This is a genomic window from Kribbella sp. NPDC004875, from assembly GCF_042873375.1.
Taxonomy (GTDB): Bacteria; Actinomycetota; Actinomycetes; order Propionibacteriales; family Kribbellaceae; genus Kribbella.
In genome coordinates, this window is record NZ_JBIALI010000001.1 from 128,862 (window position 1) to 155,275 (window position 26,414).

General features: G+C 69.4%; 26 protein-coding genes. 13 read left to right on the forward strand and 13 right to left on the reverse strand.

The annotated features are described in order from the left end of the window. Positions 1 to 4 precede the first annotated feature (4 nt). Genes ACFYRH_RS00640 through ACFYRH_RS00655 form a run of 4 tightly spaced genes read right to left on the reverse strand, consistent with a single transcriptional unit; the run spans position 5 to position 2,963 of the window. Positions 5 to 355 (reverse strand): YidH family protein, encoded by a 351-nt coding sequence (locus ACFYRH_RS00640; protein ID WP_387765846.1) that lies wholly within the window; start codon positions 353 to 355, stop codon positions 5 to 7. Beyond that, the gene (locus ACFYRH_RS00645) at positions 352 to 1,596 is read right to left on the reverse strand and encodes a glycoside hydrolase family 3 N-terminal domain-containing protein (protein ID WP_387765848.1); all 1,245 of its coding nucleotides are present in this window, start codon (positions 1,594 to 1,596) and stop codon (positions 352 to 354) included. The genes ACFYRH_RS00640 and ACFYRH_RS00645 overlap by 4 nt, the downstream gene beginning before the upstream one ends. Position 1,597: 1 nt before the next feature. Beyond that, complete coding sequence (locus tag ACFYRH_RS00650) at positions 1,598 to 2,011, reverse strand: MarR family winged helix-turn-helix transcriptional regulator (protein ID WP_387765851.1); 414 nt, start codon at positions 2,009 to 2,011, stop codon at positions 1,598 to 1,600. Further along, complete coding sequence (locus ACFYRH_RS00655; protein ID WP_387765853.1) at positions 1,899 to 2,963, reverse strand: DMT family transporter; 1,065 nt, start codon at positions 2,961 to 2,963, stop codon at positions 1,899 to 1,901. The genes ACFYRH_RS00650 and ACFYRH_RS00655 overlap by 113 nt, the downstream gene beginning before the upstream one ends. 54 nt (positions 2,964 to 3,017) lie before the next feature. Between ACFYRH_RS00655 and ACFYRH_RS00660 the strand changes: the two genes are divergently transcribed. Further along, on the forward strand, positions 3,018 to 3,623 hold the full coding sequence (locus tag ACFYRH_RS00660; protein ID WP_387765856.1) for a TetR/AcrR family transcriptional regulator: 606 nt from the start codon (positions 3,018 to 3,020) through the stop codon (positions 3,621 to 3,623). A 33-nt stretch (positions 3,624 to 3,656) separates the two neighbouring features. On the opposite strand, the gene ACFYRH_RS00665 is transcribed toward ACFYRH_RS00660, so the two are convergent. After that, a complete protein-coding gene (locus ACFYRH_RS00665) occupies positions 3,657 to 4,184 on the reverse strand; it encodes an acyl-CoA thioesterase (RefSeq protein WP_387765859.1) in 528 nt (175 codons plus the stop codon). Between the two features lie 155 nt (positions 4,185 to 4,339). On the opposite strand from ACFYRH_RS00665, the gene ACFYRH_RS00670 reads away from it, so the two are divergent. Continuing rightward, positions 4,340 to 5,284 (forward strand): hypothetical protein, encoded by a 945-nt coding sequence (locus ACFYRH_RS00670; RefSeq protein ID WP_387765861.1) that lies wholly within the window; start codon positions 4,340 to 4,342, stop codon positions 5,282 to 5,284. Positions 5,285 to 5,333: 49 nt separating this feature from the next. On the opposite strand, the gene ACFYRH_RS00675 is transcribed toward ACFYRH_RS00670, so the two are convergent. Then, positions 5,334 to 5,954 carry a flavin reductase family protein gene (locus ACFYRH_RS00675; RefSeq protein ID WP_387765863.1) on the reverse strand — a complete coding sequence of 207 codons (621 nt, stop codon included), beginning with the start codon at positions 5,952 to 5,954 and terminating at the stop codon, positions 5,334 to 5,336. Positions 5,955 to 6,041: 87 nt separating this feature from the next. On the opposite strand from ACFYRH_RS00675, the gene ACFYRH_RS00680 reads away from it, so the two are divergent. The 3 genes from ACFYRH_RS00680 (at position 6,042) to ACFYRH_RS00690 (ending at position 9,027) form a co-directional block, all read left to right on the forward strand. Then, a complete protein-coding gene (locus ACFYRH_RS00680) occupies positions 6,042 to 6,983 on the forward strand; it encodes a phosphotransferase family protein (RefSeq protein WP_387765866.1) in 942 nt (313 codons plus the stop codon). Between the two features lie 207 nt (positions 6,984 to 7,190). Then, positions 7,191 to 8,225: an L-glyceraldehyde 3-phosphate reductase gene (gene mgrA / locus ACFYRH_RS00685; RefSeq protein ID WP_387765869.1), complete on the forward strand. Its 1,035-nt coding sequence runs from the start codon at positions 7,191 to 7,193 to the stop codon at positions 8,223 to 8,225. 148 nt (positions 8,226 to 8,373) lie between these two features. Next, a complete protein-coding gene (locus ACFYRH_RS00690) occupies positions 8,374 to 9,027 on the forward strand; it encodes a hypothetical protein (protein WP_387765871.1) in 654 nt (217 codons plus the stop codon). A 278-nt stretch (positions 9,028 to 9,305) separates the two neighbouring features. On the opposite strand, the gene ACFYRH_RS00695 is transcribed toward ACFYRH_RS00690, so the two are convergent. Continuing rightward, on the reverse strand, positions 9,306 to 10,283 hold the full coding sequence (locus ACFYRH_RS00695) for a TAXI family TRAP transporter solute-binding subunit (protein ID WP_387765874.1): 978 nt from the start codon (positions 10,281 to 10,283) through the stop codon (positions 9,306 to 9,308). Continuing rightward, entirely contained in the window at positions 10,280 to 12,280 is a 2,001-nt protein-coding gene (locus ACFYRH_RS00700) for a TRAP transporter permease (protein ID WP_387765877.1), read from the reverse strand. The genes ACFYRH_RS00695 and ACFYRH_RS00700 overlap by 4 nt, the downstream gene beginning before the upstream one ends. Positions 12,281 to 12,398: 118 nt before the next feature. On the opposite strand from ACFYRH_RS00700, the gene ACFYRH_RS00705 reads away from it, so the two are divergent. Then, positions 12,399 to 13,064: a response regulator transcription factor gene (locus tag ACFYRH_RS00705; protein ID WP_012918592.1), complete on the forward strand. Its 666-nt coding sequence runs from the start codon at positions 12,399 to 12,401 to the stop codon at positions 13,062 to 13,064. 3 nt (positions 13,065 to 13,067) lie between these two features. Beyond that, positions 13,068 to 14,441, forward strand: coding sequence for a sensor histidine kinase (locus ACFYRH_RS00710; RefSeq protein WP_387765880.1), 1,374 nt, complete (start codon positions 13,068 to 13,070; stop codon positions 14,439 to 14,441). Positions 14,442 to 14,486: 45 nt separating this feature from the next. Here the strand turns inward: ACFYRH_RS00710 and ACFYRH_RS00715 are convergent, their stop codons facing one another. Continuing rightward, a complete protein-coding gene (locus ACFYRH_RS00715; RefSeq protein WP_387765883.1) occupies positions 14,487 to 15,530 on the reverse strand; it encodes a TAXI family TRAP transporter solute-binding subunit in 1,044 nt (347 codons plus the stop codon). A 191-nt stretch (positions 15,531 to 15,721) separates the two neighbouring features. Here ACFYRH_RS00715 and ACFYRH_RS00720 point away from each other — a divergent pair, with 191 nt between their 5' ends. After that, positions 15,722 to 18,736: an alpha-mannosidase gene (locus ACFYRH_RS00720; RefSeq protein ID WP_387765886.1), complete on the forward strand. Its 3,015-nt coding sequence runs from the start codon at positions 15,722 to 15,724 to the stop codon at positions 18,734 to 18,736. Positions 18,737 to 18,865: 129 nt separating this feature from the next. Continuing rightward, positions 18,866 to 20,191, forward strand: coding sequence for a cytochrome P450 (locus tag ACFYRH_RS00725; RefSeq protein WP_387765888.1), 1,326 nt, complete (start codon positions 18,866 to 18,868; stop codon positions 20,189 to 20,191). A 4-nt stretch (positions 20,192 to 20,195) separates the two neighbouring features. Here the strand turns inward: ACFYRH_RS00725 and ACFYRH_RS00730 are convergent, their stop codons facing one another. Beyond that, positions 20,196 to 21,203 (reverse strand): aldo/keto reductase, encoded by a 1,008-nt coding sequence (locus ACFYRH_RS00730; RefSeq protein ID WP_387765891.1) that lies wholly within the window; start codon positions 21,201 to 21,203, stop codon positions 20,196 to 20,198. Between the two features lie 95 nt (positions 21,204 to 21,298). Here ACFYRH_RS00730 and ACFYRH_RS00735 point away from each other — a divergent pair, with 95 nt between their 5' ends. Beyond that, complete coding sequence (locus ACFYRH_RS00735; protein WP_387765894.1) at positions 21,299 to 21,874, forward strand: TetR/AcrR family transcriptional regulator; 576 nt, start codon at positions 21,299 to 21,301, stop codon at positions 21,872 to 21,874. Positions 21,875 to 21,899: 25 nt separating this feature from the next. On the opposite strand, the gene ACFYRH_RS00740 is transcribed toward ACFYRH_RS00735, so the two are convergent. Then, positions 21,900 to 22,403 (reverse strand): DUF5709 domain-containing protein, encoded by a 504-nt coding sequence (locus ACFYRH_RS00740; RefSeq protein ID WP_387765897.1) that lies wholly within the window; start codon positions 22,401 to 22,403, stop codon positions 21,900 to 21,902. 128 nt (positions 22,404 to 22,531) lie between these two features. On the opposite strand from ACFYRH_RS00740, the gene ACFYRH_RS00745 reads away from it, so the two are divergent. Continuing rightward, complete coding sequence (locus ACFYRH_RS00745) at positions 22,532 to 23,686, forward strand: aromatic acid exporter family protein (RefSeq protein WP_387765900.1); 1,155 nt, start codon at positions 22,532 to 22,534, stop codon at positions 23,684 to 23,686. Positions 23,687 to 23,745: 59 nt separating this feature from the next. Next, entirely contained in the window at positions 23,746 to 23,868 is a 123-nt protein-coding gene (locus ACFYRH_RS00750) for a hypothetical protein (RefSeq protein ID WP_387765903.1), read from the forward strand. A gap of 218 nt (positions 23,869 to 24,086) precedes the next feature. Here ACFYRH_RS00750 and ACFYRH_RS00755 read toward each other — a convergent pair whose 3' ends face one another. Continuing rightward, positions 24,087 to 24,536, reverse strand: coding sequence for an OsmC family protein (locus tag ACFYRH_RS00755; RefSeq protein WP_387765905.1), 450 nt, complete (start codon positions 24,534 to 24,536; stop codon positions 24,087 to 24,089). Between the two features lie 2 nt (positions 24,537 to 24,538). Next, complete coding sequence (locus tag ACFYRH_RS00760) at positions 24,539 to 25,687, reverse strand: phosphatidylinositol-specific phospholipase C1-like protein (RefSeq protein WP_387765908.1); 1,149 nt, start codon at positions 25,685 to 25,687, stop codon at positions 24,539 to 24,541. A gap of 84 nt (positions 25,688 to 25,771) precedes the next feature. Here ACFYRH_RS00760 and ACFYRH_RS00765 point away from each other — a divergent pair, with 84 nt between their 5' ends. Next, on the forward strand, positions 25,772 to 26,389 hold the full coding sequence (locus ACFYRH_RS00765) for a TetR/AcrR family transcriptional regulator (protein WP_387765911.1): 618 nt from the start codon (positions 25,772 to 25,774) through the stop codon (positions 26,387 to 26,389). The last annotated feature ends 25 nt before the right edge of the window (positions 26,390 to 26,414 follow it).

The following is a 26,414-nucleotide window of genomic DNA, read 5'->3' on the forward strand; positions in this document are numbered from 1 at the left end:
ACAGTCAGCGCCAGAGGGAGAACAGCAGGCCGACCAGGCCCACGATCGCGATCGTTGCCCCCAGCATCAACGGCAGCCGGGTCACCGGCAGCGCGCCGCCGCGGCGGATCGCGATCAGGTTCTGCTGCCAGCGGCGGAACGCCCCGCCGGTGGTCACGATACCGGCACAGACCAGAATGACACCGATGACCCGTGCCGGCCAACGGTCCGGCCCCAGGTCGAGGAACTGCACCGCGGACAGGCCACCGGCGTAGCAGGCGAGAGAGGTCCGCAGGTACGCCAGGTACGTGCGCTCGTTCGCCAGGGTGAAGCGGTAGTCCGGCTCCTGTTCCTGGTCCTGCTCCGCGTCGGTCATCCGCAGCTCACCAGGCCATGATCCTGTTTGAGGGTCAGCACACGCCGCACGCTACCCGTCAGCTTCGCCGCGAACGACTTGTCCTCCCCGGCCTTCGCGACCAGGGCGTTCACCATGGTCGCGGTCAGCCCCGCCTTGGCGTTGATGACGATGTCGCCGCCGGCCGCGACGAACCGGGTCGCACGGTCGCCGGCCGGGACCGCCGCGACCTCGGCGGCGGCGCCCACGTCGTCGGTGATCACGACGCCACGCCAGCCGAGGTCGCCGCGGACCATGCCCTGGATGACGGTCGGCGAGAACACCGCGCGGTTGTCCGGATCGATCTTGGTGTACGTCACGGTCGAGATCATCACCATCGACGTACCGGCCGCGATGCCGTCCGCGAACGGCTGCAGATCGGCGTCGTCGCGGACCGTGACGTTGTCCACGACCCCCGCCGCGAAGTCGGTGTTGCCGCGCACCCGCCCGAGCCCCGGGAAGTGCTTCACCGAGGTCGCCACGCCCGCCTGGCGCATGCCCTGGACGAAAGCCCGCACGCCGCGCCCGGCGATCTGCGGCGTACTGCCGTACTCACGGTCCAGCTCGCCGATCGGCGCGTTCTGCGACTTCAACGAGCTCGGTACGACGTCCGCGACCGGCGCGAGGTCGACGGTGACGCCGGCCTGCTTGAGCTGGCTGCCCCAGTCCTGCGCCTGCGCGGTGAGTTCGGAACTCGACCAGGTGCCCTGCACGGTGGCCGCGGGGATCCGGTCGAAACCGGGACCCTTCAGTCGCTGGATCTGGCCACCCTCCTGGTCCGCCGCGATCAGCGGGCGGACCCCCTTCACCGTGGCCGCAGTCGTCATCGCGGCCGTCGCCGATCGCGTGTGCGACAGGCTGCCGCTGCGGCCGACCAGGAAGACACTGCCGGGCTTCTGCTGCCGTACGACGGTCCGCTGGGCGGAGCTCATGCCGCTCGCGTCGACGCCGGTCATGATCAACTGAGCGGCCTGCTCGCGCAGAGTCAGTGCTTGGAGTTTCTGGTCGACACAGCTCGGTGCCTTGGTCGGCTGTTTCGTCGGTGACGGCTTGGCGGTCGCCGTCTCGAGCGGGGTGGCACTGTCGGTGGGCGGACTGGATTCCTCGGTTGCCGGGGCCGTCGACGACGGGACAGTGGCCGGTCCCGCGGTCGGTGCGTCGTTGCCGCCACAGCCGGCCACGGCGAGGGCAGTCAGCGCGAGGAGCGCGACCGGGCGCCTCATTTCAGTTCCGCTCCCAGGCCGCTCGGTCGACGGTGTCCCCGGAGTGGCGGGCCAGCGTGGCGCAGACGTCGTACAACTGCTCGACCTGTTCCGGGGTGAGGGCGTCGAAGATCGAGTTGCGGACCTCCTCGACGTGGCCGGGGGCGGTGTCGATCAGCTTCTGCCGGCCGAGTTCGGTGAGGATCGCGACCTGGCCGCGGCGGTCGGACTCGATACCCTCGCGCTTGACCCAGCCGTTCTGCTCGAGCCGGTTGACCGCGTGCGAGAGGCGGCTGCGGGAGCCGAGCGTGGCGACCGCGAGCTCACTCATCCGCAGCCGGTTGTCGGGCGCCTCGGACAGCCGGACGAGGATCTCGTAGTACGTGTGCGGAATGCCGGCGTCGCGTTGCAGCTGCTGCTCGATCCGGCCGCTCACCACTCGCTGCGCCGCGATGTACGCACGCCACGCCTGCGCTTCTGTCTGGTTCAGCCACCGGGGTTCCGCCATCCCCGCAGCGTACTTGTTCACCGAGCCGGATCAGCAGTACGGCGGCGGCGCAGACCAGCATGCCGACGACGGCCAGCGCACCGATCGTCTCGCCGAAAAGCAGGAACGCGAACACCATCGTGGTCGGCGGGACCAGGTAGAGCAATGCGCTGATCCGGGTCGCACCGGACAGCTTGAGGTTCACGAGGTACAGACCCCAGCCGCCGCCGGTCGCCAGCAGCACCAGCCAGAGCACGGCTCCGTAGAAGCCCGGCTGGTCGGGCACGGTCATTTGGCCGGTAGCAGCGGCCAGCGCGGTGAAGAGGACGGCGGAGACCAGGCTCTGGAGGGCGAGTGCGTCCAGAGAGTTCGTACTCGGCTTGCGATGACGATCCAGGCACGTACCGGCCACGAGGCCGAGCAGACCGCCGATCGGGACCAGGAACAGCAAGGGCGAACCATGGCCCGTGCTCAGGTCGTCGGCGACGACCAGGCCGACGCCGGTGAGTCCGATCACCAGTCCGAACCACTGACGCCGGCTGACCCGCTCCCCCAGCAACGGGCCGGCGACGGTCGCGATCAGCAGCGGCTGCAGCGATCCGATCAACGCGGTAGCTCCCGCCGTGATGCCGTGGTCGATGCCGGTGAAGATCAGGCCGAGGTAGACGAACTGCGTAAGGAATGCCATCCACGCCTGCGACACGAGGTCCCGGCGCGAGATCCGCGGCCGGCGGATCGCCAGGATCACGACCCCGAGCGCCCCTGCGACGAGGAACCGCCAGGCGAGCAGGTCGAAGGCGGAGGTGTACTCCGTGCCCCACCGTGCACCGATGAAGCCGCAGCTCCAGAACACGACGAAACCGGCACCGGCGGCCAAGGCGAGCGCCTGCTGTTTGGTCATGACAGCGACAGTAACCACACCGGTCGGTATACTGTCAGTATGCTCGACCAGCAGATGAGACTGATCGTTGACCGCGAGGTAGCCGCTGCGCCGCGGCTGACCCCGGCCGGCGAGCGCATCCTGACCGCCGCGTCGACGCTGTTCTACGAACAGGGGATCCGGACCGTCGGCGTCGATGCGATCGCCGCAGCCGCCGACGTGACGAAGAAGACGCTGTACGACCGGTTCGGCTCGAAGGACCGCCTGATCGCGGCGTACCTCGAGGAGCGGAACCGGGTCTGGCACGAGTTCCTCGACGAGCAGCTCGCTGCCCGCCGGCCCGCGACGCCGGAAGCGGTGATCCTGGCGTTGTTCGCGGCGCTGACGGACTGGCTGGCCGGATCGCGGAACGGGTGCGGGTTCATCAACGCGAGTGTGGAGCTGGCGGCGCCGGACCATCCGGCGATGCCGGTGATCGTGGGGCAGAAGCAGTGGATGCGGTCCGAGTTCGAGGCGCAGGCCGCGGCAGCTGGGCTCGCGGATCCGCGGGAGCTGGCCGATCGGTTGCTCCTGCTGCACGAAGGAGCACTGGTGAGTTACCGGGTGGCGGCGATGCCCGACGCACCCGAGGTGGCCGCGCGGGCGGCCGCCGATCTGCTGGCCAGCTGGCCGCGGGCCTAGCCGACAGATTTCGCCGGGCGTACCCGACGACCTTTACCCGGCGTCCTCGATAGGTGCTGTCTCCTCGCGGGAGGCGATGATCGCGGCGCGCCGGGCCAGGCGGTGACTCCGCCGGATCTCGGCCTCGCGCAGCCGCCGCCGGTCCTCGTCCGTCACCGGAACGACCTGCGGCACCTCGCGCGGCTTGCCCTCCTCGTCGACCGCCACGAACACCAGGTACGCCGACGCGACATGCACCTGCGGACCCACCGCATCCCACCGATCAGCGGTGATCCGTACGCCGACCTCCATCGAACTGCGACCGGTCCAGTTCACCTGTCCGCTGAAGTGCACGACGTCACCGACCCGCACCGGGACCAGGAACACCATCTCGTCCATCGACGCCGTGACCGCGGGACCGCCGGAGTGCCGCGCCGCGACCACGCCCGCCACCGAGTCGACCAGCGTCATGATCACACCGCCGTGCACGGTGCCGAGCAGGTTCGTCTCGTTCTGCGCGGTGATGTGCGACAGCGAGAGCCGGGTCTCGGAGGTCGGCCGCGACGACGGACTGCTGGACATGCGGGGCTCCTTCGGCGGTGGGCCTGTCGGGGGCAAGGTGCGCAGCGTATCCCGGCGACGTTGTCCACAGGTTCGGATTCGGGCGTCCGGCGGCGGCCGATCCTCGTACCTTCTCTGCCGACTTCTGCAGCCGCTGCCGATCAGGGAGGCCCGCGATGACCCTCGACGTCCCCACCGAACATGCCCAAGGCAACAATTCCGGCCACTCCGATCCGAAGTTCACACCACTGTCCCGGCGCCAGGCGGCGCGGCTCGTGCACCTCGCGCTGGCCACGGCCGCCGACCTCGGGCTCGCCGTCACCTACCGGGGCGGTGCGTCGCTGGTGCCGCGCGATCCATCCGAAAGCGGGCCGGTGCTCGGGCTGAGCAATCTGGCCCGCATCCTGTCCAGGTTCGGCGAGGACCGCTGGCCGGAGCTGATCGCGGAGCATTTCGGTCACCTCATGGAACAGATCGCCGAAGGACCGGTGCCACCACCGGCCGATCCCGAGCGAGAGCTGATCCAACGTCTCGTGCCCCGCGAGTCGTTGCCGCCCGACTGGACGGCGGACCGTCCCGACTTCCTACCGGGCCTGCTCTCCGTTCCGTCCACGGCCGTGGACGGCATCGTGACCATGTTCCTCGAGCCCGCCGATCTGGGGCTCACCTGGTCGGATGCCGAGCGCTTCGGAATGGCGAATCTCCGCCGCCTCGAGGACCATGTGGAGTCCGTCGACCACGACGATCTCCGGCTCACCTTCGTCTCCGGGTCGGCCTTCGCCGCCTCTCGTGCCCTCGTGCTCGACACCGTGCTTCGCGACTCGCTACACGTGGAGCACACGCCGTACGGCGTGCTCGCCGCGGTCCCAGCCCGGGACACGTTGCTGCTGCACGTGATCGAAGATCTGTCGGTCATCCCGGCGCTCGGTCTGCTGCTCAACGTCGCGGCCCGCTGCCACGCCCGCGACCCGGGCCCGTTGTCGCCGGAGGTCTACCTGGTGCCCCCCGGCTTCAGCTGGCATCCGGCGACGACGGTGTCCCTCGGCCATGCGCCGTTGCGGCTGTCCGGCGAGCTCGAGTCCCTCACGAAGGTGCTTGCCCATCGAGAGGCGGCCCGGTGATGAGGCGTGAGGGCTGGTGCGGACAGGTGCGGACAGGTGCTGTGAGCAACTATTCGGGAGGTGTGAAGTGACCGGGCCAGTCGGAGTAGCGGATGCGGGAGATCGAGCGGACCTCGCCGAGCGTCGTCCACTCGTCCTTGCCCAGCCGGGCGAGCGGGCGGAGCCGGCGTACCTCCGGGTGGTCGCCGTCCAGGACCGCGGCGTCGACGGCGATGTGCCGGACCTGCCCGATCACGAGGGTGCAGTCGCCGAGCTCGATCGTGGTGTGCAGCGTGCACTCGATCGCCACCGGCGACTCCGCGACCCGCGGTACGGCGACGGTTCGGGACGGCTCGGTGGTGACGCCGATCGCCGCGAACTCCGAGACCTCCGGCGGGAAGTTCGTCCCGGAGGCGTTCACCTGCTCGTAGAGCGGCTCCGCGGCGAAGTTCACCACGAACTCGCCGGTCGCCTCGACGTTGTTCAGACTGTCCTTGCGTCCGACCGAGGTGAACTGCACCATCGGCGGCTGCACGCTGGCCACGGTGAAGAACGAGTGCGGCGCGAGGTTCAGCACGCCGGCGGCCGATCGGCTCGACACCCACGCGATCGGTCGCGGCACGACCACCGAATTCAGCAACGCGTAGAACTCGCGCCGCCCGACGCTCTCCGGATCCACATCGACACGCACGCCCGCAGTACATCAAACTCGGGGGACGCCGTCGCCGGCCGCCTCGCGGATCCGGCCGGCACTTCCTGCTTTCGACGGAGAGATGGCTTGGGCGAGCGGCACGACTTCCTGGACCGGGTGATCGCTGTCGCCCGGCGGCACGGCGTCGATCCGGGGCAGGTGCACGAGGTCGCGGGCGGGGTCGCCAACCGCGGGTTCGTGCTCGGCGAGGAGCTGTTCCTGCGGGTGTCGCGGCCTGGGTACGAGGACGATCTCCTGAAGGAGACCCGTGTCGTGCCGGCGGCCCGGTCCGTCGGGGTGCTGACCCCGGCGATCGTCGAGTACGACGCCAGCGGGCGACTCGTCGACTCGCCGTACGCGGTGATGGAGCGCGTCCACGGCAGCGAGCCGGCCGACGTACCCACCGGACTGGCGGAGCAACTAGCCCGGTTACACCAGATCAAGCGCGACCCCGCAGCGAACGGCGCACGCCCATCACGGCACACCCCCGGCGCCGCGCCGCACTCCGCGACCGAGGTTTGGGGGGTGCCGGAGGACGGTTGGGGGGATCCGTGGGGGACGGTCGACGAGTTGGCCACGCGTGGGTACGTGGACGTGGGGACGGCGGAGTGGCTGAGCGGTTGGTTCACGCGGCTCGCGGAGCGGGTCGACGACGGCGAACCGAAGGTGCTGATCCACGGGGACGTTGCCGCGCACAACCTTCTCGCCGGCCCGGAGAACGAGCTCCGCGCGCTGATCGACTGGGGTGATGCCGCGTGGGCGCCGCGCGCGATGGAGTTCGCCAAGCTGCCGCTGCTCCAGGTCGCCGGCCTCGTCCCGGAGTACGTCGGGCACGCAGGGTCACGCGAGTCCGAGGAGCAGCTGTGTGCTGCCGTGCTCTGGTTCCACCTCGCCTGGGCGATCGGGAAGATCCCTGCCGCCCCGTGGCCCGGTCAGCGCCATTGGACGGCCCCGCCCGCCAGCCGACTACTCAGCATCCTGCGCTTCTTCACCACCGACCCGCCGGCACCCTGGTCCGACCTCACGTAGCGAAACCGGGGAATCAAGAAGGCACCAACACGTCCATCGCCCGCACACAGCCGAACCGCTGGATCAAGGAGGCGTCAGCGCCTAGGTCCCGCCGGGTACGGCGGAGCCGGAGATCAAGAAGGTCGGGTTCTTGCTGTCAGTGCTGGGGTTTCTGCTGGAAAACAAGGGGGTTTGCACTTGTTGTGACATGGGGCAGACTGGGGTTCCGTGACTGATTATGTGGCGGCTGAGAACCGGTACGACGACCAGATGAGCTACCGGCGGACCGGGCGGAGCGGGCTGAAACTGCCGGCGATCTCGCTCGGGCTGTGGCACAACTTCGGCGACGACAAGCCGTTCGGCACGCAGCGCGACATCCTGCGGCGGGCGTTCGACCTCGGCGTCACGCACTTCGACCTGGCGAACAACTACGGCCCGCCGTACGGATCGGCCGAGACGAACTTCGGGACGCACTTCGCGCGCGACTTCAAGCCGTACCGGGACGAGCTGATCATCTCCAGCAAGGCCGGGTACGACATGTGGCCGGGACCGTACGGTCAGGGCGGCGGCTCGCGGAAGTACGTGCTCGCCTCGCTCGACCAGTCGCTGAGCCGGATGGGCCTGGACTACGTCGACATCTTCTACTCGCACCGGTTCGACCCCGACACCCCGCTCGAGGAGACGATGGGTGCGCTCGACACCGCGGTCCGCTCGGGCAAGGCGCTGTACGCCGGCATCTCGTCGTACTCCGCCGATCGGACCCGCGAGGCCGCGCGGATCCTGCAGGAGATGGGTACGCCGCTGCTCATCCACCAGCCGTCGTACTCGATGCTGAACCGGTGGATCGAGGAGGACCTGCTGGACGCCGTCGGTGACCTCGGCGTCGGCGTGATCGCGTTCTCGCCGCTGGCGCAGGGCGTGCTCACCAACCGGTACCTGGACGGCATCCCGGCCGACTCGCGGGCCGCGCAGGGCAAGTCGCTGAACCCGGACTCGCTGACCGAGGACACCCTCAAGCACGTCCGCGCGCTGGCCGAGATCGCGAAGCAGCGCGGCCAGTCCGTCGCGCAGCTCGCGCTCGCCTGGACGCTGCGCGACGACCGCGTGACCAGCGCGCTGATCGGCGCCTCCAGCGTCGCGCAGCTCGAGGACAACCTGGCCGCGGTCCGCAACCTGAAGTTCTCCGAGGAGGAGCTGGAGGCCATCGACGCCGACGCGGTCGAGGCCGGCATCAACCTCTGGAAGAAGAGCTCGGACGCCTGACCCGCAGTCCGCAGAAGCGCCCGCCACGGCAGGTGGCGGGCGCTTTCGCGTCTGCCGGATATGACCGGAGGATTACAGAGCGGGGTGGGGCGGTTGCGGTCCGGCCAGGATGGGCACACGCTGGGAATAACCCTTGGAGGTGGTTGTCATGACCGCTTCGACGCTCGAACTGGCCTTGACCTACGAACATGCCCGGATCCGGGAGCTGGCCGGCCCGGCTCATCATCCGGATGCCGCGCATCCCGAGCAGCGGCACCAGACCGACTGGTTCTACGCCATCGCCGCGCAGCACCTGGCCGCCGCTGAAGACGTGCTCCTCCCCCACGTCCGGCGCCTCCCCGACGGCGAGTTCCTGGTCAGCAGGTACGTCGTCAACGCCAAGGAACTGGAGCGCCTGCTGCGCTACCTCAAGGGACGGCAGTACGGCGACAGCAGGTTCCTGCATCTCCACCACGCCGACCTGTGGCAGCGCATCGACAAACTGCTCGCCGAGCACGAGACGATGGAGGCGACGTACAGCCGGGACATCTCCGACCAGCTCGACGGCGCCCACCTGAACACGCTGACCGAGGACCTGCTCGAGGCCGAGGAGCTCGCGCCGACCCGAGCGCACCCGTCCTCCCCGCACACCGGCATGGCCGGCCGGGTCGCGCACCGGATGTGGCGGATGGCCGACAACGCCTGGGACAGCGCCGAAGGACGCGTCGTACCGATCAAGTACCACGCCCACCCGAAGCGCGACTCCGCACTCTCCCACTACCTGTACGGCACGCCGATGCCCCGCGAGGAAGAACCGCACTAGTGTCCTGAGTCGGAGGTGCGGCGAGTGATTTCGGTGGTCAGGACACTGGGCGTGGACCCGGTCCCGGCGGATGCCTCCGCCGGGACCGGGCCTGTTCTGCCGGCTCTCACTGCGCCTGGTTGTGGGGCCGGCGCGGGTCCCGCCGCCGCTGCGCCTGGTGTGCGGAGACGGGGCCCTTCGTCCTCCCCCGCTGCGCCTGGTGTGCGGAAGAGGACGGTCCGAGAAACTCGTGCCAGTGGCCCGATTATCCGGTACCCACGGCCTAATCCCGTGGATCATCAGCGCAAGCCGTCGATCGCCTTCTTCGCGCCCGGGTGCAACGGCACCGGATCGGTCTTGTCAGCGTTCTCCAGCGTGATGCCCTTCGCGGCCGCGTTGACGGTGACGAGCGCGTCCTTGTTGTCGTAGATGGCCTTCGTCAGTTGCTCGGCCAGGTCGTCCTTCATGTCCTTGCGGACCAGCAGCACGTTCGGCACCACGATCGTCGCGACATCGGCCGGCTGCTTGTACGTCGCCGCGGGGATCGGCGCCTGCGCGTAGATCGTGCCGTACTTCTCCTGCATCTTCGGCAGCAGGTCCGTGAGCGGCAGGAGCTTCACCCCTTTGCCCATGCTGGTGACCAGGTCGGTGATGCCGCCGGTCGGCAGCCCGCCGGACCAGACCAGTGCATCGATCGAGCCGGACTTCATCGCGTCCACCGACTCCGGCAGCCCGAGGCGCTGCGCGGTCACGTCCTTCGCCGGGTCCAGCCCCGCCGACTGGAGCAGCCGGTGCGCGATCACCTCGGTACCGGAGTTCGGCGAACCGGTCGAGACCCGTTTGCCTTTCAGGTCAGCGATCGAGTTGATCCCGGCAGAGGTCCGGACCGCGACCTGCGTGTAGTTGTTGTACAGCCGGGTCAGCGCGACCACGTCCTGCTTCGACGTGAAGCTGTTCTCGCCCTTGACCGCGTCCGAGGCCGAGTCGCCGAGCGAGAACGCGATGTCGTAGTTCCCCGCGACCAGGCCCTGGATGTTCTGCACCGAGGCACCGGTCTCGCTGGCCGTCGCGCGGTACCCGGACACCTTCTGCGAGATCACCGAGGCCAGCGCACCGCCGAGCTGGTAATACACGCCGGTGGTGTTGCCGGTCGCGATCGTCAACCGGCCGCCGGAGGCCGATCCGGATCCGGACGGTTGGCGCTGACCACCACAGGCGGTCAGAGCGGCGACGGTCACGAGCGCCACCGCGGCGGTGGGGAGGCGACGGAATCTCATCCAGCGGTTCCTTCCTCGGCAACGGTCTGGCGTTGCCGCCGGACCAGGTTGATGGCGACGGCGACAAGTAGCAAACAGATTCCGGCGGTGATGGTTACGGGCGCGAGGTAGAGCAGCAGCGCGGCGGCTGGTACGCAGACCGCCCGCTCGACCCAGGTCGCCCGGACGAAGACCCAGCCGCCGGTCACGACGGCGAGCGCGGCGACGGCCAGCATCGACACCAGCGTCGTCCACACCATCCCGACGAACGATCCCTGACCGAGCAGGTGCGCGCCGTTGTCGGTGAGCACGAACGCGAACGGCACCAGGAACGCCGGCAGTGTGTACTTCCACGCCTGCCACATCGTCGGCATCACCTTGCCGCCGGTGATCGCGGCGGTCGCGACCGCCGCCAGCGCGGTCGGCGGCGACACCTCGGACAGTACGGCGTAGTAGAAGATGAACATGTACGCCTCGGGCTGCGTCACGCCGAGATTCACCAGCGCCGGCGAGATGATCACCGCGGCGATGATGAACGACGCGGTCACCGGCACCGCGAGACCGAGGATCAGGACCGCGAGCCCGGACAGCACCACGGTCAGGATCAGCACCACCGTGTGGTTGTCGGTCAGCCCCTTGGCCGCGTTCACGATGATCTCGGCGAGGTTCAGCCCGAGCCCGGTCTGCGTGGTGACCGCGACGATCACGCCCGCGGTCGCGCAGGTCGCGGCCACCGGCAGCACCGAACGGGTGCCCTGGGCAAGCGCTTTGAACAGCGGCCGGCCGGTCAGCCGGTGCTCCTTGTCCAGGAACGACAGCCCGAACTGGATGATCACCGCGTAGACCACGGCCTTGAACGGCGGTACGTCGACCGCCATGAACGCGATGATCACGAACAGCGAGAGGAAGTGGTACCCGAACCGCACGAGCAACCGCCACGCGGACTGCTGCGAGGTCTCCGCCGATGTCGTGCCGTGTTTGCGGGCGTCGATCTCGATCGCGAGCAGGATCCCCAGGTAGTAGAGGATCGTCGGGATCACCGCGAACCCGAGCACCTTCAGGTACGACACCTGCAGGAACTCCGCGATGATGAACGCGGCCGCACCGAGCGTCGGCGGCGACAGAATCGCTCCGATCCCGGAGGCAGCCAGCATTCCGCCTGCCGGTTCGGGCGGATAGCCGGCCCGGCGCAGGATCGGCCACGACACGGTGCCGAGCGACACGGCGGTCGCCGTACCCGAGCCCGAGACGCTGCCGAGCAGGAAGCCCGCCAGCGTGACCGTCCGGCCGGGCGCCGTACGACTGCGTTTGAAGGCCGCGAACGACAGCTCGATGAAGAACTTGCCGGCGCCGGAGTAGTCGAGCACCGCGCCGTAGATGGTGAACAGGACGATGTACGACGCCGCGACGCTCAACGGTGTCCCGTAGAACCCCGCCGTACCCATCGTGAACTGGGCGATGATCGCGTCGAAGTTGAACCCCTGATGGGCCAGCGACCAGGTGTAGGGCAGGTAGCCGCCGTAGTACGCGTACGCGATGAACACCAGGCTGAACACCGGCAGCACCCAGCCGGTGGTACGACGGCACGCCTCGAGCAACAGGACGAGCAGAATCGCGCCCGCCACCACGTCCAGCGTGGTGGGCGCCTGCCGGCGTTCGAGAAAGCCGTCGAAGTCGAACAGTGGGTAGAGGCACACCGCCAGCGCGAGCGCGGCGAGGACCCAGTCGAGGATCCCTGGGTCGTCATGCGCGCGCCTGCGACCCGGAAATCCGCGGTAACACAGCAGCGTGATCGGCAGAACCGCTGCGAGAAAGATCACCAGGTAGAACTGGGTGCCTTGTGGTAGAGGGAAAAACACCTGCACCAGCACGCCGACGCTGATGATTGCGCACCAGACCGAAATCACCAGGTCCAGGGCAGGGCGAAGCCGCCGAGCCGGGCGTTCCTGCTCGTACTCGGCCAGTTCCGCCTCGGAGGGCGCGGCTGCACCACCCCCGCTACCAACACCGACAGTCATCCAGCGGTTCCCTCCTGTGTCCGGAAGGCTAATGTTGCCGAACACTGGGTGGAGTCGTGTGATTACGTCTTTACCAAGATCTGACACATCTGGTCGTGACCTGGCCTACGATCACCGCATGAGTGGCGCGGTCCGGATTCTGCTGGTCGAGGACGATCTCGATATCGCCAATGCCCTGATACCCGCCTTGCGGCGCTACGGCCTGATGGTGACGCACGTCCGGACGGCCGCGGACGCCCTGGCGGCGGATCCTGGCGACCTGGTCCTGCTGGACCTCGGGTTGCCGGACGGGGACGGCATCAACGTGTGCCGGCAGATCCGCACGGTGTCCGACGTCCCCGTGATCGCGGTGACGGCGCGCGGCGAGGCCGCGGACCGGGTGCGCGGGCTACGCAGCGGTGCCGACGACTACGTGGTGAAACCGTTCGCGATTTCCGAGCTGCTGGCCCGCATCGATGCTGTACTTCGTCGTACCGGTCTCCTCCAACCCCGCCCCCGGGTGACTGTCGGCGACCTGACCGTCGACATCGAGGCCCGGACGGTCCAGGTGGCGGACAAGCCCATCAGCCTGACCCGCAAGGAGTTCGACGTGCTCGCTGTGCTGGCCGCCCACCACGGCCGGGTGGTCCCCCGTGAACAGGTCGCGCTGTACGCGTGGCAGTCGGTCTTCGAGGCGTCCTCGCGCACCATGGACGTGCACGTGGCCAGCCTGCGCGCCAAGCTCGGCCGCCCCGAGCTGGTCCAGACCATCCGCGGCGTCGGCTACCGCCTCGGTTCGGACTGACCGTTGCGCCGTCGACTACTGCAGTCCCTCGTCCCGATGGTCGTCGCGCTGGCGATCGTCGCCGTGATCCCGTTGGCGAACTTCATCGCCACCTCGACGTCGCGCACGCTCTTCCTGTCCCGGAGCAACGACGCGGACTGGTTCGCCACGATGGCGGAGTCCCCGTTGCAGACCGGCGACATCGCCAACCTGCGGGAGCTCGCGGTCCGGTACCAGGAGCTGTACGACACTCCGGTGTTCGTCGTCGACGTCGATTCCCGCGTCATCGCCACCTCGGTGTCCGGTGTCGACGTGAAGGAGGAGGACATCGCGGCGGCCCTGCACAGCACGCTGGCCGGCCGGCTGCCACCCGAGCCACCGGCACTGTGGCCGTGGCGTTCCGGCGAGATGATCGTCTCCCGCCCGGTCGTCAACAACGGCAGCGTGCTCGGTGCCGCCGTACTGCGGGTTCCGACCGAGAACGCCCGTGACCAGGTGCAGCGTGGGCTGCTGCTGCTCCTGGGCGGCCTGCTGATCAGCATCGGCGCGATCATCGTCGGTATCGTCCGGCCGATCACCCGCTGGGTGCTGCGGCCGCTGCAGGACCTCGACAACGCCACCCACCAGATCACCCGCGGCGCCCTCGACACCCGCGTGTCGACCGACGGCCGCGCGCCGGAGCTGCGCCGGCTCGGCGACAGCTTCAACTCGATGGCGCTCAGCCTGCACCAGGCCCGGCAGCGTGAGCGGGAGTTCGTCGCGGACGCGTCGCACCAGCTGCGGACGCCGCTGACCTCGGCCCGGATCCACATCGAGGGCCTGTCCCGGCTGTCGCCGACCGCACGGTTCGCGCTCAGCGACATCGACCGGCTCGGCCGGATCGTCCAGCGGCTGTCCCGGCTGGCCGGCTCGGACCGCCCGTCGGCCGATGCCGAGGGCAACGAAGCGGCGCTGGACCTCGCCCAGGCGGTCAAGGAGCGGCTGGTCGGCTGGAAGGCCGTGTACGCCGCCGACGATCTGGAACTGATCATCGGCGAGATGGTCCCGGGTGGGGTCGCGCCCGAGCTCGAGGTCGACGACATCCTCGACGTACTGCTCGACAACGCGTCCAAGTACGGCGCGCCGCCGGTGGAGGTCTCGGTCACCCGGGACGGCACCGAAGTGGTGCTGTCGGTGCGCGACCACGGTCTGGGACTCGGTTCGCGGGACCTGAAGAAGGTCGGCGAGCGGTTCTGGCGCAGCGCACACCACCGGGAGATGCCGGGCACCGGTCTCGGGCTCGCGATCGTCCGCTCGGAGGCCGCCCGGGTCGGCGGCCGGGTGGTGGCCCGCCCACCGATCGGCGGCGGCCTGGTGATCGAGGTCCGCGTCCCGCTGCTCGAGGACTACGACGTCTGACCGGCAGCCCCGCTGCTCAGAGCGGACCGCTCACGACCGGACCGCTCAGATGTGGTTCTGGCGGTACCAGCGCTCCGCCGCGGGATGCAGCGGAACCGGCATCGTGGCGATCGCCGAGCGCGGGTCCAGCGCGCCGGCTTCCGGGTGGTTCTTGATCAGGTCGTTCTGCCGGCGGAACAGCGTGTTGACCGTCCACCAGGCCCACGAGTCCGACAGCTTCGGCTTCGCGATCAGGTAGTTCGGCACCGCCAGCGTCGGCACCGAGCTGGCCAGCCCGTACTGCGACGGCGGGATCGACGACACCACGAACCCGCCGAACTCCTTCAGCGCGATCTGCTCGGCCACGGTCCCGATGTCGAGCAGCCGGAAGCCGATCGAGTTCTGCAGACTCTTGATCGGGTCGGTCGGGATGCCGCCGCTCCAGATGAACGCGTCGATCGTCCCCCGGTCGGCGTTTTCCTTGGGGATCAGCGCGGCCACCGACTGTTCCAGCGTCATGTTCACCCGCTTCACGTCGACCTTCGCGGCGTCCAGGATCAGGTCGGCGACGATCTGGGTCCCGGAGTGCAGCGGTCCGACGCTGACGACCATCTTCCGGCCGGTCGGGTCGGCCGGGTCCGGGTTCAGGTCCTCGAGGCTCTTCGCCTTCGACGCCATCGGGACCACGACATGGACGTAGTTGTCGTACACCCGGGCCAGCGCGGTGAACTTCAGCGGCGCTCCGCCGCTGAACGCGCCGCTGCCCTCGTACGCCGCCAGCGCGGAGTCCGACGTACAGAAGCCGAGGTCGGCGCGGCCGGTGGCGACCTTCACCAGGTTGTCCACCGAGCCGTTGCTGGCCACCGGCTTGAGCTCGACGCCCGTGACTTCGCTCACCAGCCCGCACAGCGCCGTACCGAACTTGTCGTAGACGCCGTTCGGGTTGCCCGTCACGAACGTGCCGGCGGCGGCCGGCGCGGGCTCGTCGGCACGGCCGCGGGAGCAGCCGGGCAGCAGCAGGCCGGACGCCGCGGCGGCACCGAGACCGAGGATGCTGCGGCGCGTCATCCCGGTCGGCCGGGCAGGAGTCAGCAGGCGGGGGCGTTCCATGCAGGACAACCTAGACAACAACCGGTCCTCGGGGTAGCCGCGCGGGCAGCCCGCAATCGAACCGCTACCCACAGGTAAGGCCCGGGATCGTGGTGAAACTGCGTCTGGACGGGTGCGGGGTCGGTGTGACAGCGTTGTCATCCGTGCGGCCGTAGCGGCCGCGTGAGGATCCTTCTCCGGAGGCTGATTTCGTGCACGACGACCGTCAACTCATCGAGGAGCGGCTCAAGCGCGCCCTGCGGGAGCGACTCCGCCCCGCGATCTACGGCGCGGCCGTCCCGCTGGACATCGAGGTGTGGCACGCACCTGGTGAGCCGGTGTCCCCCGCCGAGGCCCTTGCCCAGACCTACGAGAAGGCCGAGATCGGCCTGCCGTGGGGTCCGGCCTGGGGTACCGCGTGGTTCAAGTTCAGCGGCCAGGTGCCGGCCGAGTGGGCAGGGCAGGAGATCGAGGCCGTCATCGACCTCGGCTTCAGTGGCGGTCCCGGGTTCTCCGCGGAAGGCCTGGTGCACACCACCGGCGGCCGCCCGCTGAAGGGCCTGCACCCGCGCCAGACCTACGCCCCGCTGTCGATCCTCGGCCCGGACGGTACGGCGGCCTCCGCCGGCGACCGCATCGAGTTCTACGTCGAGGGCGCCGCGAACCCGGAGATCCCGCTCGACAACGCCTACGCGAAGGTCGACATCGGCGCCAAGCTCGGCGACACGCCGATCTACCAGCTCACCCGCGCCGACCTGGCGGTCTTCAACGCCGAGGTGTGGAACCTGATCCTGGACCTCGAGTCGCTCGACGGCCTGCAGAAGGAGCTCTCCCCGCAGGAGCCGCGCCGCCGTGAGATCCTCCGTGCGCTGAGCCGCGCGCTGGACGTCCTGGACTACGAGAACGTGGCCGGCACCGCCGCGGACGCCCGCGCGCAGCTGACCGACGTCCTCAGCCGGCCGGCGCACGCCAGCGCGCACCAGCTGTCCGCGGTCGGGCACGCGCACATCGACTCGGCGTGGCTGTGGCCGCTGCGTGAGACCCGCCGCAAGGTGGCCCGCACGGTGTCCAACGTCGCCACCCTGGCCGAGGAGTACCCGGAGCTGGTCTTCGCGTTCTCGCAGGCCCAGCAGCACGCCTGGGTGAAGGACAACTACCCGGAGGTCTGGGAGCGGCTGAAGAAGGCCGTCGCCGAGGGCACCATCGTCCCGGTCGGCGGCATGTGGGTCGAGTCCGACACCAACCTGCCCGGCAGCGAGGCGCTGGCCCGGCAGTTCGTGCACGGCAAGAAGTTCTTCCTGGACGAGTACGGGATCGACACCCAGGAGGTCTGGCTGCCGGACTCCTTCGGCTACACCGCCGCGCTGCCGCAGCTGGTGAAGCTGTCCGGCTCGAAGTGGTTCCTGACCCAGAAGATCTCCTGGAACAAGGAGAACCGGTTCCCGCACCACACCTTCTGGTGGGAGGGCCTGGACGGCACCCGGGTGTTCACCCACTTCCCGCCGATCGACACCTACAACTCCGACCTGTCCGGTCGTGAGCTGGCGCACGCGCAGCGCAACTTCGCCGAGAACGGCGCAGCGACCCGGTCGCTGGTCCCGTTCGGGTACGGCGACGGCGGTGGCGGCCCCACCCGCGAGTTCGTCGCGACCGCCCGCCGGGTGGCGAACCTGGAGTCCTCGCCGAAGGTGACCATCGAGTCCCCGACCGAGTTCTTCAGCGCCGCCGAGGAGGAGTACAGCGAGCACGCACCGGTCTGGTCCGGTGAGCTCTACCTGGAGATCCACCGGGCGACGTACACCTCGCAGGCCAAGACCAAGCAGGGCAACCGGCGCACCGAGCACCTGCTCCGCGAGGCCGAGCTGTGGAGCGCCGCGGCGGTCGTCGCGGGCAAGCTCGACACCTACCCGTACGAGGACCTGGACCGGCTGTGGAAGGTGGCGCTGCTGCACCAGTTCCACGACATCCTGCCGGGCTCCTCGATCTCGTGGGTGCACCGCGAGGCGGAGCGGACCTACGCGAAGATCGCCGACGAGCTGGACGCGATCATCTCCCGCGCGCAGCAGGCGCTGGCGGGCGAGGGTTCGGAGCAGATCGTCTTCAACGCCGCGCCGCACGGCCGCAACGGGGTCGCCGGCCTCGGCGCGGGCGTCGCGACCACCTCCGGCCAGGCGGTCACCGTCGAGAACGGCGTGATCGACAACGGCCTGATCCGGGTCACCGTCGACGAGCGCGGCCTGATCACCTCGCTGTACGACGTCGAGGCGCAGCGCGAGGTCATCGCGCCAGGTGCCGCGGGCAACCTTCTCCAGCTGCACGTGGACACCCCGAACCACTGGGACGCCTGGGACGTCGACTCGTTCTACAAGAACAACGTCCGCGACGTCACCGAGGTCGACAGCGTCGACTTCAGCACCGCCGACGGCGAGGCGACCGTGGTCGTGAAGCGGTCCTTCGGCCGGTCCACCGTCACCCAGACGCTGCGGGTCAGCCCGGGCACCAAGCGGGTCGACATCGAGACCGAGATGGACTGGCACGAGACCGAGAAGTTCCTCAAGGCGGCGTACCCGGTCGACGTGCACGCCGACCGGTCGGCGTCCGAGACGCAGTTCGGGCACATCTTCCGGCCGACCCACCAGAACACCTCGTGGGACGCGGCGAAGTTCGAGATCGCGGCGCACCGCTGGGTGCACGTCGCCGAGCCGGGGTACGGCGTGGCCGTGGTCAACGACTCGACGTACGGCCACGACATCAACCGGACCGCGCGCGAGGACGGTGGCACCACGACCACCATCCGCACCTCGCTGATCCGGGCGCCGCGCTTCCCCGACCCGCAGACCGACCAGGGCGTGCACGTGGTGAACCACGCGCTCGTCGTCGGCGCCGGGATTCCGGAGGCGATCGAGGAGGGCTACCGGATCAACCTGCCGGAGCGCCTCGTCACCGGCGCCCAGGGCGTCGAGCCGATCGTCGCTGTCGACAACGACAACGTGATCGTCGAGGCGCTGAAGCTGGCCGACGACCAGTCGGGTGACGTCGTCGTCCGGCTGTACGAGTCGTCCGGCGGTCGTTCCCGCGCCACCGTCACGCCGTCCTTCCAGGCGGCGTCGGTGACCGAGGTCGACCTTCTCGAGCGACACCTGGCGGACCGCGAGCTGACGGACAACGGCGTGAGCTTCGAGCTCCGGCCGTTCCAGATCCTGACGCTGCGGTTCAAGCGTTCCTGATACACCCCCCGAGGACCTCGGACAGGCAATTGCTTGTCCGAGGTCCTCGTCTGTTGTCCGCATGACCCGGGAGGCAGCGTTTGTCGCGTGCGATGCCCGGTGTTCACCCGGCTGACGTAGCGTGCGGTCATGGCTCCGACACCTTTGCTCGGTTCCCGAACGCTGGACCGGCAGACGGCACGCACGCTGCCGCCCGGCCCGAAGCTCCCGACGCTCGCCCAGACGGTGCTGTTCGCGAGTCACCGCCGGACGTTCTTCCCCCGGATGCGGGAGAAGTACGGCGACGTGTTCACGATCCGCCTGGTGCCGTCGAGCCGCGTGTGCGTCGTCCTGAGCCGGCCGGAACACATCCGCGAGGTGTTCGGCAGCCCGCCGTCGGTGATGCACGCCGGTGAGGGCAACACGGTGCTGGAGCCGATCATGGGCTCACATTCGTTGCTGCTGCTCGACGACGAGGACCATGTCCGGATGCGCAAGCAGCTGATGCCGGCGTTCTCCGGCGCGGCCCTGCGCGGGTACGCCGCGATGGTGCTCGAACTCGCCCGCGCCGAGGTCGCCAAGTGGCCGGTCGGCGAGCCGTTCAAGGTGCACCAGCGGATGCGGAACCTGACGCTGGAGATCATTCTGCAGGTGATCTTCGGCGTCACCGACGCCGACCGGCTGAACACCCTGCGCCCGCTGCTGGACAAGATCGTCTCGGTGTCACCGGTGATCATGCTCGGCGGCTTCTACCCGGCGCTGCTCCGGGTCCGGCCGTGGAAGACGTATCTGGACACCCAGCGCAAGGTCGACGAGATCCTGTCCGACGAGATCGCCCGGCGTCGCGAGACGTTTGCCGGGCGCAACGACGTACTGTCCCGACTGCTTGCTGCCGGCAACTGGTCGGACGAGGAGCTGCGGGACCAGTTGGTCACGTTGTTGCTGGCGGGTCACGAAACGACGGCGACCGGGCTGGCCTGGGCGTTCCACGAACTGGCGCGGCGGCCGGCGGACCTGGAGTTCGGGCAGCACGCGGCGGATGCCGGCGCCGACGAGGAGCTGGAGGCGATCGTCAAGGAGGCACTGCGGCTGCACCCGGTGGTGTACCAGGTCGGTCGCCGGCTGACCGAGACGGCCGACATCGCCGGCTACCGCCTGCCCCGCGGTACGACGATCATGGCGGCGATCGGCCTCGTGCATCGGGACGGTGAGCACTTCCCGCTGCCCACGGAGTTCCGCCCGCAGCGGTTCCTGTCGGACGATCCGCCGGCGCCCGGCACATGGATGCCGTTCGGTGGTGGCGCCCGGCGGTGCATCGGAGCCGGCTTCTCGCTGATGGAAGGCACCGAGATCCTGCGCGCGGCGCTGGCCGAGTACGACATCCAGGCACCGCACCCGAAGCCGGAGCCGCCACAGGCCAAGAACGTCACCCTCGTCCCCCGCCACGGCGCCGAGATCACCGTCACCAGGCGGTAGCTGGTCAGGCGGCTGGGCGGCGCCGCAGGGTGGGGTCGGTCACGGCCGGGGAGCGATAGGCCTGATCCAGGGTGCCGACGTCGGTGCCGGGTGGGACGAGCTCGTCGATGCGGTCGAGCAGGTCGTTGGACAGCCGGACGTCGACGCCGGCCAGGAGGTCGTCCAGGTGGGCCATGGTGCGCGGACCGGCGATCGCGCTGGTGACCGCGGGGTGGGCGATCGTGAATGCCATGGCGAGGTGCGTGAGCGGCATACCGGCCTCGTCGGCCAGCTTGATGAGCTGCTCGACGACGTCGATGCGGTGTTCGTCGGTGACGTGGTTGACGAAGCGCGCGCGGACCAGATCGACGGGCTGCCCCTTGCGGACCCGGCCGGTGAGGATTCCCTGGCCGAGTGGCCCCCAGACCAGCACCCCCATCCCGAACCGCTGGGCGACCGGCAGCACCTCCCGCTCGATCCCGCGGCTCAGCAGCGAGTACGGCGGTTGCTCGGTACGGAACCGCGCCAGACCTCGGCGCTCCGCCACCCACTGCGCCTCGACCATGTCCGAGGCGAGCATCCCGGACGCGCCGATCGCACGGACCTTGCCGCTGCTGATCAGGTCCGTCAGCGCCGACAACGTCTCCTCGATATCCGTGGTCGGGTCAGGGCGGTGGATCTGGTACAGGTCGATGTAGTCGGTCTGCAGGCGACGCAACGAGTTCTCGACCTGGGTCATGATCCAGCGGCGGGAGGCGCCCTGCTGATTCGGGTCGTCGCCCACCGGCCGGCTGACCTTCGTGGTCAGCACGACGTGCTCGCGGCGGCCCCGCAGCGCCTTGCCGACGATCTCCTCGGAGTCCTGGTACGCATCGGCGGTGTCGATGAAGTTGATCCCGGCGTCGAGCGCCTTGTGGATGATGCGGGCCGAGTCCTCCGGGTCGGGGTTGCCGACCGAGGTGGCGAGCATCAGCGTTCCGAGGGCAAACGGGCTGACCTTGATCCCGGTGCCGCCGAGTGTGCGGTACTCCATCGGGCTTCCTCCTGCCGTAGGATAAACCTAAGTGGAAACTCTTTCCGCTTCAGACTATACGGAAAGCTTTTCCGGTTACGCAAGTGGAGGCCTTGATGCCTGAGGAACCCGTCCGCCGACGGCGCGCGGACGCCGCCCGGAACGTCGACCTGCTGCTCGACGCCGCGCGCGTGGTCTTCGACCGGGTCAGCGTGGACGCGCCCGCGAAGGAGATCGCCGACCTGGCCGGCGTCGGGGTCGGCACGCTGTACCGGCACTTCCCGAAGCGCTCGGACCTGGTCAAGGCGGTCGTGGAGACGGGGATCGACAGCATCGCCGAGCAGGGCGCGATCCTCGGCGCGACGTACCCGCCCGGGGAAGCACTCACCCGCTGGATCGACGAGTACACGACGTTTCTCGGCACCAAGCGCGGGCTCGCGCCGGCGCTGCACTCCGGCGACCCGGCGTTCGACGGACTCGCCGGCTACTTCCGGGAGGAGGTGGGCCCGGCGCTCGCGAAACTCCTGGACGCGGCCGCGGCCGCCGGCGCGATCCGGTCCGACGTCACCGCCGACGACCTGATGAACGCGATCGCACACCTGTGCACGCCGATCCCCGGGCGCGACCCGTCGTACGGCCGCCGGATGGTGCACCTACTGATGGACGGCTTGCGGTACAGACCGCAGGGGTGAGCCTGGCGCACCCCTGCGGGAACGCTCAGTCCTCGGCGTCGGTGACGTCGCCCAGGTCGACGTTCTCGTAGCTCTCGAGGTCTTCCTCGTCGTCGTCCTCGAGCTCGAAGTTGTCCTCGTCGTCGACGACGTGCACCGCCGCCTCCTCGGCGCCCGCCGCGGCACCGTCGATGCCGACGTCCTCGGCGTACAGCTCGCTGTCGTCGTCGCTGTGCGCGCCCTCGTCGGAGGCGACCAGCCGGCCGGAGCGCTCGGCGCCGACCTGCGGCCCGCCGACGTCCTCACCCTCTTCCGCGTACGGGTCCACGTCCGGGACCTCCTGGGCGACCCGCTGGTCCAGCGACTCCCCCTGCAGCGCCTCGTCGGCCGTCGTCCCGAAACCTTCACCCGCGGACCACTTCTCCGGCGGCGAGTACCCCTCGTCGAGCAGATCGTCGACACCGCGGTCGTTCAGGGTGTCCTCCGCCTGCAACTGGTCCTCGTCGTCGACGCTGTAGCTGCCGTAGTCCTCGCGGTTGTTCTCCGTCATGCCGAAACCTCGCTGGCGCTCGGCTCCGGCATGACGGAGATCTCCACTGTGCTTCCTGCTCGCTCGCTCATGTGCCAACCTTGGCGCGTCGCGAGCGGTGGAATCAAGCTCGACGGAGAATGGGGCGCGTGGATCCGGTCAGGCTGACGTTGGACCAGCTGCGGGAGCTGCGCGACGACATCGCGCCGCGGGCCGCGCGGCGGTCGCGCGCCTCGTTCCGCCGCCGGACCGAGCGCTGGCGCAGCCGGGCGTTCTTCATCGCCCAGTGCGCGCTCGCCGCCGGGGTCGCCTGGGCCATCGGCCGGTACGTCGTCGGTCACCAGCAACCGTTCTTCGCGCCGGTCGCCGCGATGGTCTGTCTCGGGTTCAGCTTCGGCCAGCGCCTGCGCCGGGTCGCCGAGGTGATGGTCGGCGTGGCGGTCGGGGTCGGCGTCGGTGACCTGTTCGTCCGCGTCTTCGGTACGGGAATCCCGCAGATCGTCTTCGTGATCGCGCTCGCGATGAGCGTCGCCGTCCTCCTGGGGGCCGGCACGCTGATGACCACGCAGGCCGGCGTCCAGGCGGCGATCGTCACCACGCTGCTGCCTGATCCGGGCGCCGGCTTCAGCCGCTGGCTGGACGCGGTGCTCGGCGGCGTCGTCGCGCTCGCCGCCGCCACGATCGCCCCGGCGGCCGCCATCAGGCGCCCGCGGCAACAGGCCGCCGGCGTCCTGAACGAGCTCGCCGAGATCCTGATCGAGACCGCCGACGGCCTGCGCTCCCGTGACGAGGAAGCGCTCACCGACGCTCTCCGCCGCGCCCGGGCCAGTGAGTCGCAGCTCGACGATCTGCGCAGCGCCGCGGACGAAGGGGTCGCGGTGGTCCGGCTGTCCCCGTTCCGCCGCCGGCACCGGGGGCGCGTCCAGGAGATCGCGGATCTCGTCGTACCGCTGGACCGCGCGATCCGGAACATCCGGGTCCTGGTACGCCGGTGCGCGGTGTCGGTCTGGCGGGACGAGAAGATGCCGTCGGAGTACCCGATGCTGCTCGAACGGCTCGCCGACGGGACCCGGCTGATCGGTGAGTCCCTGTTCGAGCCGGCCGCCGACGTCGCCGCGCGCCGTGTCCTCGGCGAGCTCGGCCGCCGGACCGCGGAGATGCCGCTACCGGCCGGCCTGTCCGCGGTCGTCGTGCTCGGCCAGCTCCGCTCCACGATCGTGGACCTGCTCGAGCTCACCGGCACGTCGTACGACGACGCCCGCAAACTCGTCCCGCTCCGACTGGACGGACTCGACGAGAGTTAGTGACTCAGGTCACATCGCGGATTCCCGTCATACCTCGGGAGCGGCCGCGTCTCACCGGCATGACGATCCACCGACTGATGAGCACGATGGCCACCGAGCAGGTCCGCCAGCTCGAGGACCTGCTGGCCGTCGACGTACCCCAGACCGCTGACGACCGGAGCGACGCCGCCGCCGAGCAGTAACGGCGCGACCGGACGAACGGATCCAGGCGGCGCACCGAACGGTCTTGCCCACCGAGCTAGACCGCGCGGACGTCGCACACCAAACGCAGAGGCGCCCTAGTGCGCGGCGCCGCCGGATCCGTTACCAGGTGCACGCCACAGACGTGCACCGTGAAACCACCCGCCGGCTGTCCTGACGCCGCTTGCGCGAGGCTCAGGCCAACCCGGCGGGTGGTTTTTCATTTGCCGGCGGCAACAGTGATCTCGGTGGTCACCGAGTTCGCGATGAAGCACTCCTGGTGGGCCCGGTGGTGGATCCGCTCGATCGTCGCGGCGTCCGGCTCGTCGCCGGCCCAGACGATCGTCGGGTGCAGCGTGACCTCGGTGATCGCCAGCCGGCCGTCCGTGTTCTTCGCCATCACGCCGACCGCGTGGTCGTCGTACGTCTCCACCACCAGGCGCTTCTTCGCCGCGATCGCCAGGAACGTGAGCATGTGGCAGGACGACAGCGCCGCCACGAACGCCTCCTCCGGATCGACCGGGCCCGGGTTCCCCAGGTACTTCGGGTTCGCCGAGCCCGGCACCGTGATGCCGCCGTCGAAGCGCCACTCGTGGTCGCGGTTGTAGGTGTCGTAGGTGAACTCGTGCTCACCACGGCTCCAGCTCACATCGACCACGTGCTCCGACATGTCTACCCCTCTGTCAAGGCCGCCTTCGCGGATGCGGTGACGGGATTGCATCGTACGGGAGTGTGCCCGGGCAGCTTGGCGACGTAGTCGCTGTCGTAGCGGGCCGCCATCCCGGCGACCGGGAAGTCCGTCGTCACCCACTGCGCGCCACTGGCCAGGGCGATCCCGAGCCGGGTGTAGTCCTTGTCGCGGATCGTCGCCATCGGCTCGTCCGACCGGGTCCGGACCAGGTAGCCCTTCGTCACCAACCGCTGGATCTCGGCCTGATTCGCACCGCGCGGGTCGTTCACCTCGGTGACCGCGGCGTCCGGCGCACCCTCGGGACCGCGGGTGAAGACCGCCCGGCCCTCGAGGTTGGGCTTACCCGCCGTGTAGGTGTCACGGATCTCGCCGGGTCCCCCGTTGTCGAAGTAGAACATCACCTGGCCGCGGACGCTGCTCAGCTTCGGCCAGCCGTTGGTGAGCACGGACTGCTCAAGGGTCAGACCGGGCTTGCGGACGTCGTCCGGCGTCACGATCTCGTTCTCGGCGAACACCGACCGGATCTCGGTGTCGACGCTGTCCAGGTTGGCGGCGTCCCACGGCGGCGCCTGCACGCCACCGGCGGCGACCACCTGCGGGTCGGACTGCTTGAGTTCGAGGTTGATCGCGATCGGCACGTGGTTCGGGTGCGCGTCGGACCACGTCTTCACCTGCTGCAGGCACAGCACGAACGTCGCGCAGTTCGTGTTGTAGTCGAAGTCCGGGACGTGCATGACCTTGATCCCGGGCTTGGCCATCGCCGGGTCGGTCAGCGGACCCTGCCCGGTCAGCTTCCGGATCAGCGGGTAGGTGTACAACCCGCCCTGCGGGTCCGGGAACAGGTCCAGCTCGAGCGAGCGGACGTTCTGGTCCTCCAGTTGCTGCGTGATCGGGGCGTGCGAGTACCACAGGTCGACCGAGCCGGCGTTCTGCTGCTGCTGGACCTTCTGCTCGTTCGGGCTGAGCTCCCGGTGATAGGAGTTGTGCGAGCCGACGACCTGCATCTGGTTCAGCCGCAGGCCGTCGCCGGCCGCGTGCGAGTCGTGCCGAGCGACCGCCGTACCGGCGACACCGGACGCTGCGAGTGCTGCCGATGCGAGGCCGGCGACCGCTGTTCTGTTGAAGCGCATACGAAGTTCCCCTCCTCGTGATTGACGGCAATCTGTCACATACGGGTGGCAACGGTGTCCCCCCGATGCGTGGACAATGAGTGAATGGTGACTTCGGGGGCGTATCCGCTGCGCCGGACGCCGACCCAGGACCGGGCGAGCCGGCAGGTCGAGCGGATCCTGGACGCGGCCTGTGCCGAGGTGGTCGAACGCGGGTACGACGCGGCGTCGACGAGCGGGATCGCGAAGCGGGCCGAGATCGCGGTCGGCAGCGTGTACCGCTACTTCCCGGACAAGCGCAGCCTGATCCAGGCGATCGAGCGCCGGAACCAGGCCCGCTACACCGAAGCGGTCAGCGAGCGCCTGGCCGGCGTCACCAGCTGGCGCGGGGCGGTCGACGTCACGCTGGACACCTTCCGGGACATGCACCGGACCGACCCGGGGTTCAAGGCGGTCGTGCTGAGTGGCCTCGGTGACCCGGAGCTGGAGGCGAAGCCGGGCGAGTTCGACGACCAGCACGCGGGCGAGTTCGCGGAGCTGCTGGTGGCGCGGTTCGGCGCGCGTGACTCACAGGATTTCCGGCTGGCGGTGACGCTGAGCATCACGATGGGCGAGGCGCTCGCGCACCTGGCGGACCGGTTGTCGGCGGACGAGGCGAAGTACGTCCTGGACCAGGGCCGGCCGGTGCTCTACAACCTGCTCGCCCCACATCTGCCTGCTTGAGCCGGAAGCGGCTCAAGCAGGTGAA

Excerpts from the sequence above, each read along its gene's own strand:
- ACFYRH_RS00640 (WP_387765846.1), bottom strand. The coding sequence starts at position 355 with ATGACCGACGCGGAGCAGGACCAGGAACAGGAGCCGGACTACCGCTTC.
- ACFYRH_RS00645 (WP_387765848.1), bottom strand. The coding sequence starts at position 1,596 with ATGAGGCGCCCGGTCGCGCTCCTCGCGCTGACTGCCCTCGCCGTGGCC.
- ACFYRH_RS00655 (WP_387765853.1), bottom strand. The coding sequence starts at position 2,963 with ATGACCAAACAGCAGGCGCTCGCCTTGGCCGCCGGTGCCGGTTTCGTC.
- ACFYRH_RS00660 (WP_387765856.1), top strand. The coding sequence starts at position 3,018 with ATGAGACTGATCGTTGACCGCGAGGTAGCCGCTGCGCCGCGGCTGACC.
- ACFYRH_RS00665 (WP_387765859.1), bottom strand. The coding sequence starts at position 4,184 with ATGTCCAGCAGTCCGTCGTCGCGGCCGACCTCCGAGACCCGGCTCTCG.
- ACFYRH_RS00670 (WP_387765861.1), top strand. The coding sequence starts at position 4,340 with ATGACCCTCGACGTCCCCACCGAACATGCCCAAGGCAACAATTCCGGC.
- ACFYRH_RS00690 (WP_387765871.1), top strand. The coding sequence starts at position 8,374 with ATGACCGCTTCGACGCTCGAACTGGCCTTGACCTACGAACATGCCCGG.
- ACFYRH_RS00695 (WP_387765874.1), bottom strand. The coding sequence starts at position 10,283 with ATGAGATTCCGTCGCCTCCCCACCGCCGCGGTGGCGCTCGTGACCGTC.
- ACFYRH_RS00700 (WP_387765877.1), bottom strand. The coding sequence starts at position 12,280 with ATGACTGTCGGTGTTGGTAGCGGGGGTGGTGCAGCCGCGCCCTCCGAG.
- ACFYRH_RS00705 (WP_012918592.1), top strand. The coding sequence starts at position 12,399 with ATGAGTGGCGCGGTCCGGATTCTGCTGGTCGAGGACGATCTCGATATC.
- ACFYRH_RS00715 (WP_387765883.1), bottom strand. The coding sequence starts at position 15,530 with ATGGAACGCCCCCGCCTGCTGACTCCTGCCCGGCCGACCGGGATGACG.
- ACFYRH_RS00725 (WP_387765888.1), top strand. The coding sequence starts at position 18,866 with ATGGCTCCGACACCTTTGCTCGGTTCCCGAACGCTGGACCGGCAGACG.
- ACFYRH_RS00730 (WP_387765891.1), bottom strand. The coding sequence starts at position 21,203 with ATGGAGTACCGCACACTCGGCGGCACCGGGATCAAGGTCAGCCCGTTT.
- ACFYRH_RS00735 (WP_387765894.1), top strand. The coding sequence starts at position 21,299 with ATGCCTGAGGAACCCGTCCGCCGACGGCGCGCGGACGCCGCCCGGAAC.
- ACFYRH_RS00740 (WP_387765897.1), bottom strand. The coding sequence starts at position 22,403 with ATGACGGAGAACAACCGCGAGGACTACGGCAGCTACAGCGTCGACGAC.
- ACFYRH_RS00750 (WP_387765903.1), top strand. The coding sequence starts at position 23,746 with ATGACGATCCACCGACTGATGAGCACGATGGCCACCGAGCAGGTCCGC.
- ACFYRH_RS00755 (WP_387765905.1), bottom strand. The coding sequence starts at position 24,536 with ATGTCGGAGCACGTGGTCGATGTGAGCTGGAGCCGTGGTGAGCACGAG.
- ACFYRH_RS00760 (WP_387765908.1), bottom strand. The coding sequence starts at position 25,687 with ATGCGCTTCAACAGAACAGCGGTCGCCGGCCTCGCATCGGCAGCACTC.
- ACFYRH_RS00765 (WP_387765911.1), top strand. The coding sequence starts at position 25,772 with ATGGTGACTTCGGGGGCGTATCCGCTGCGCCGGACGCCGACCCAGGAC.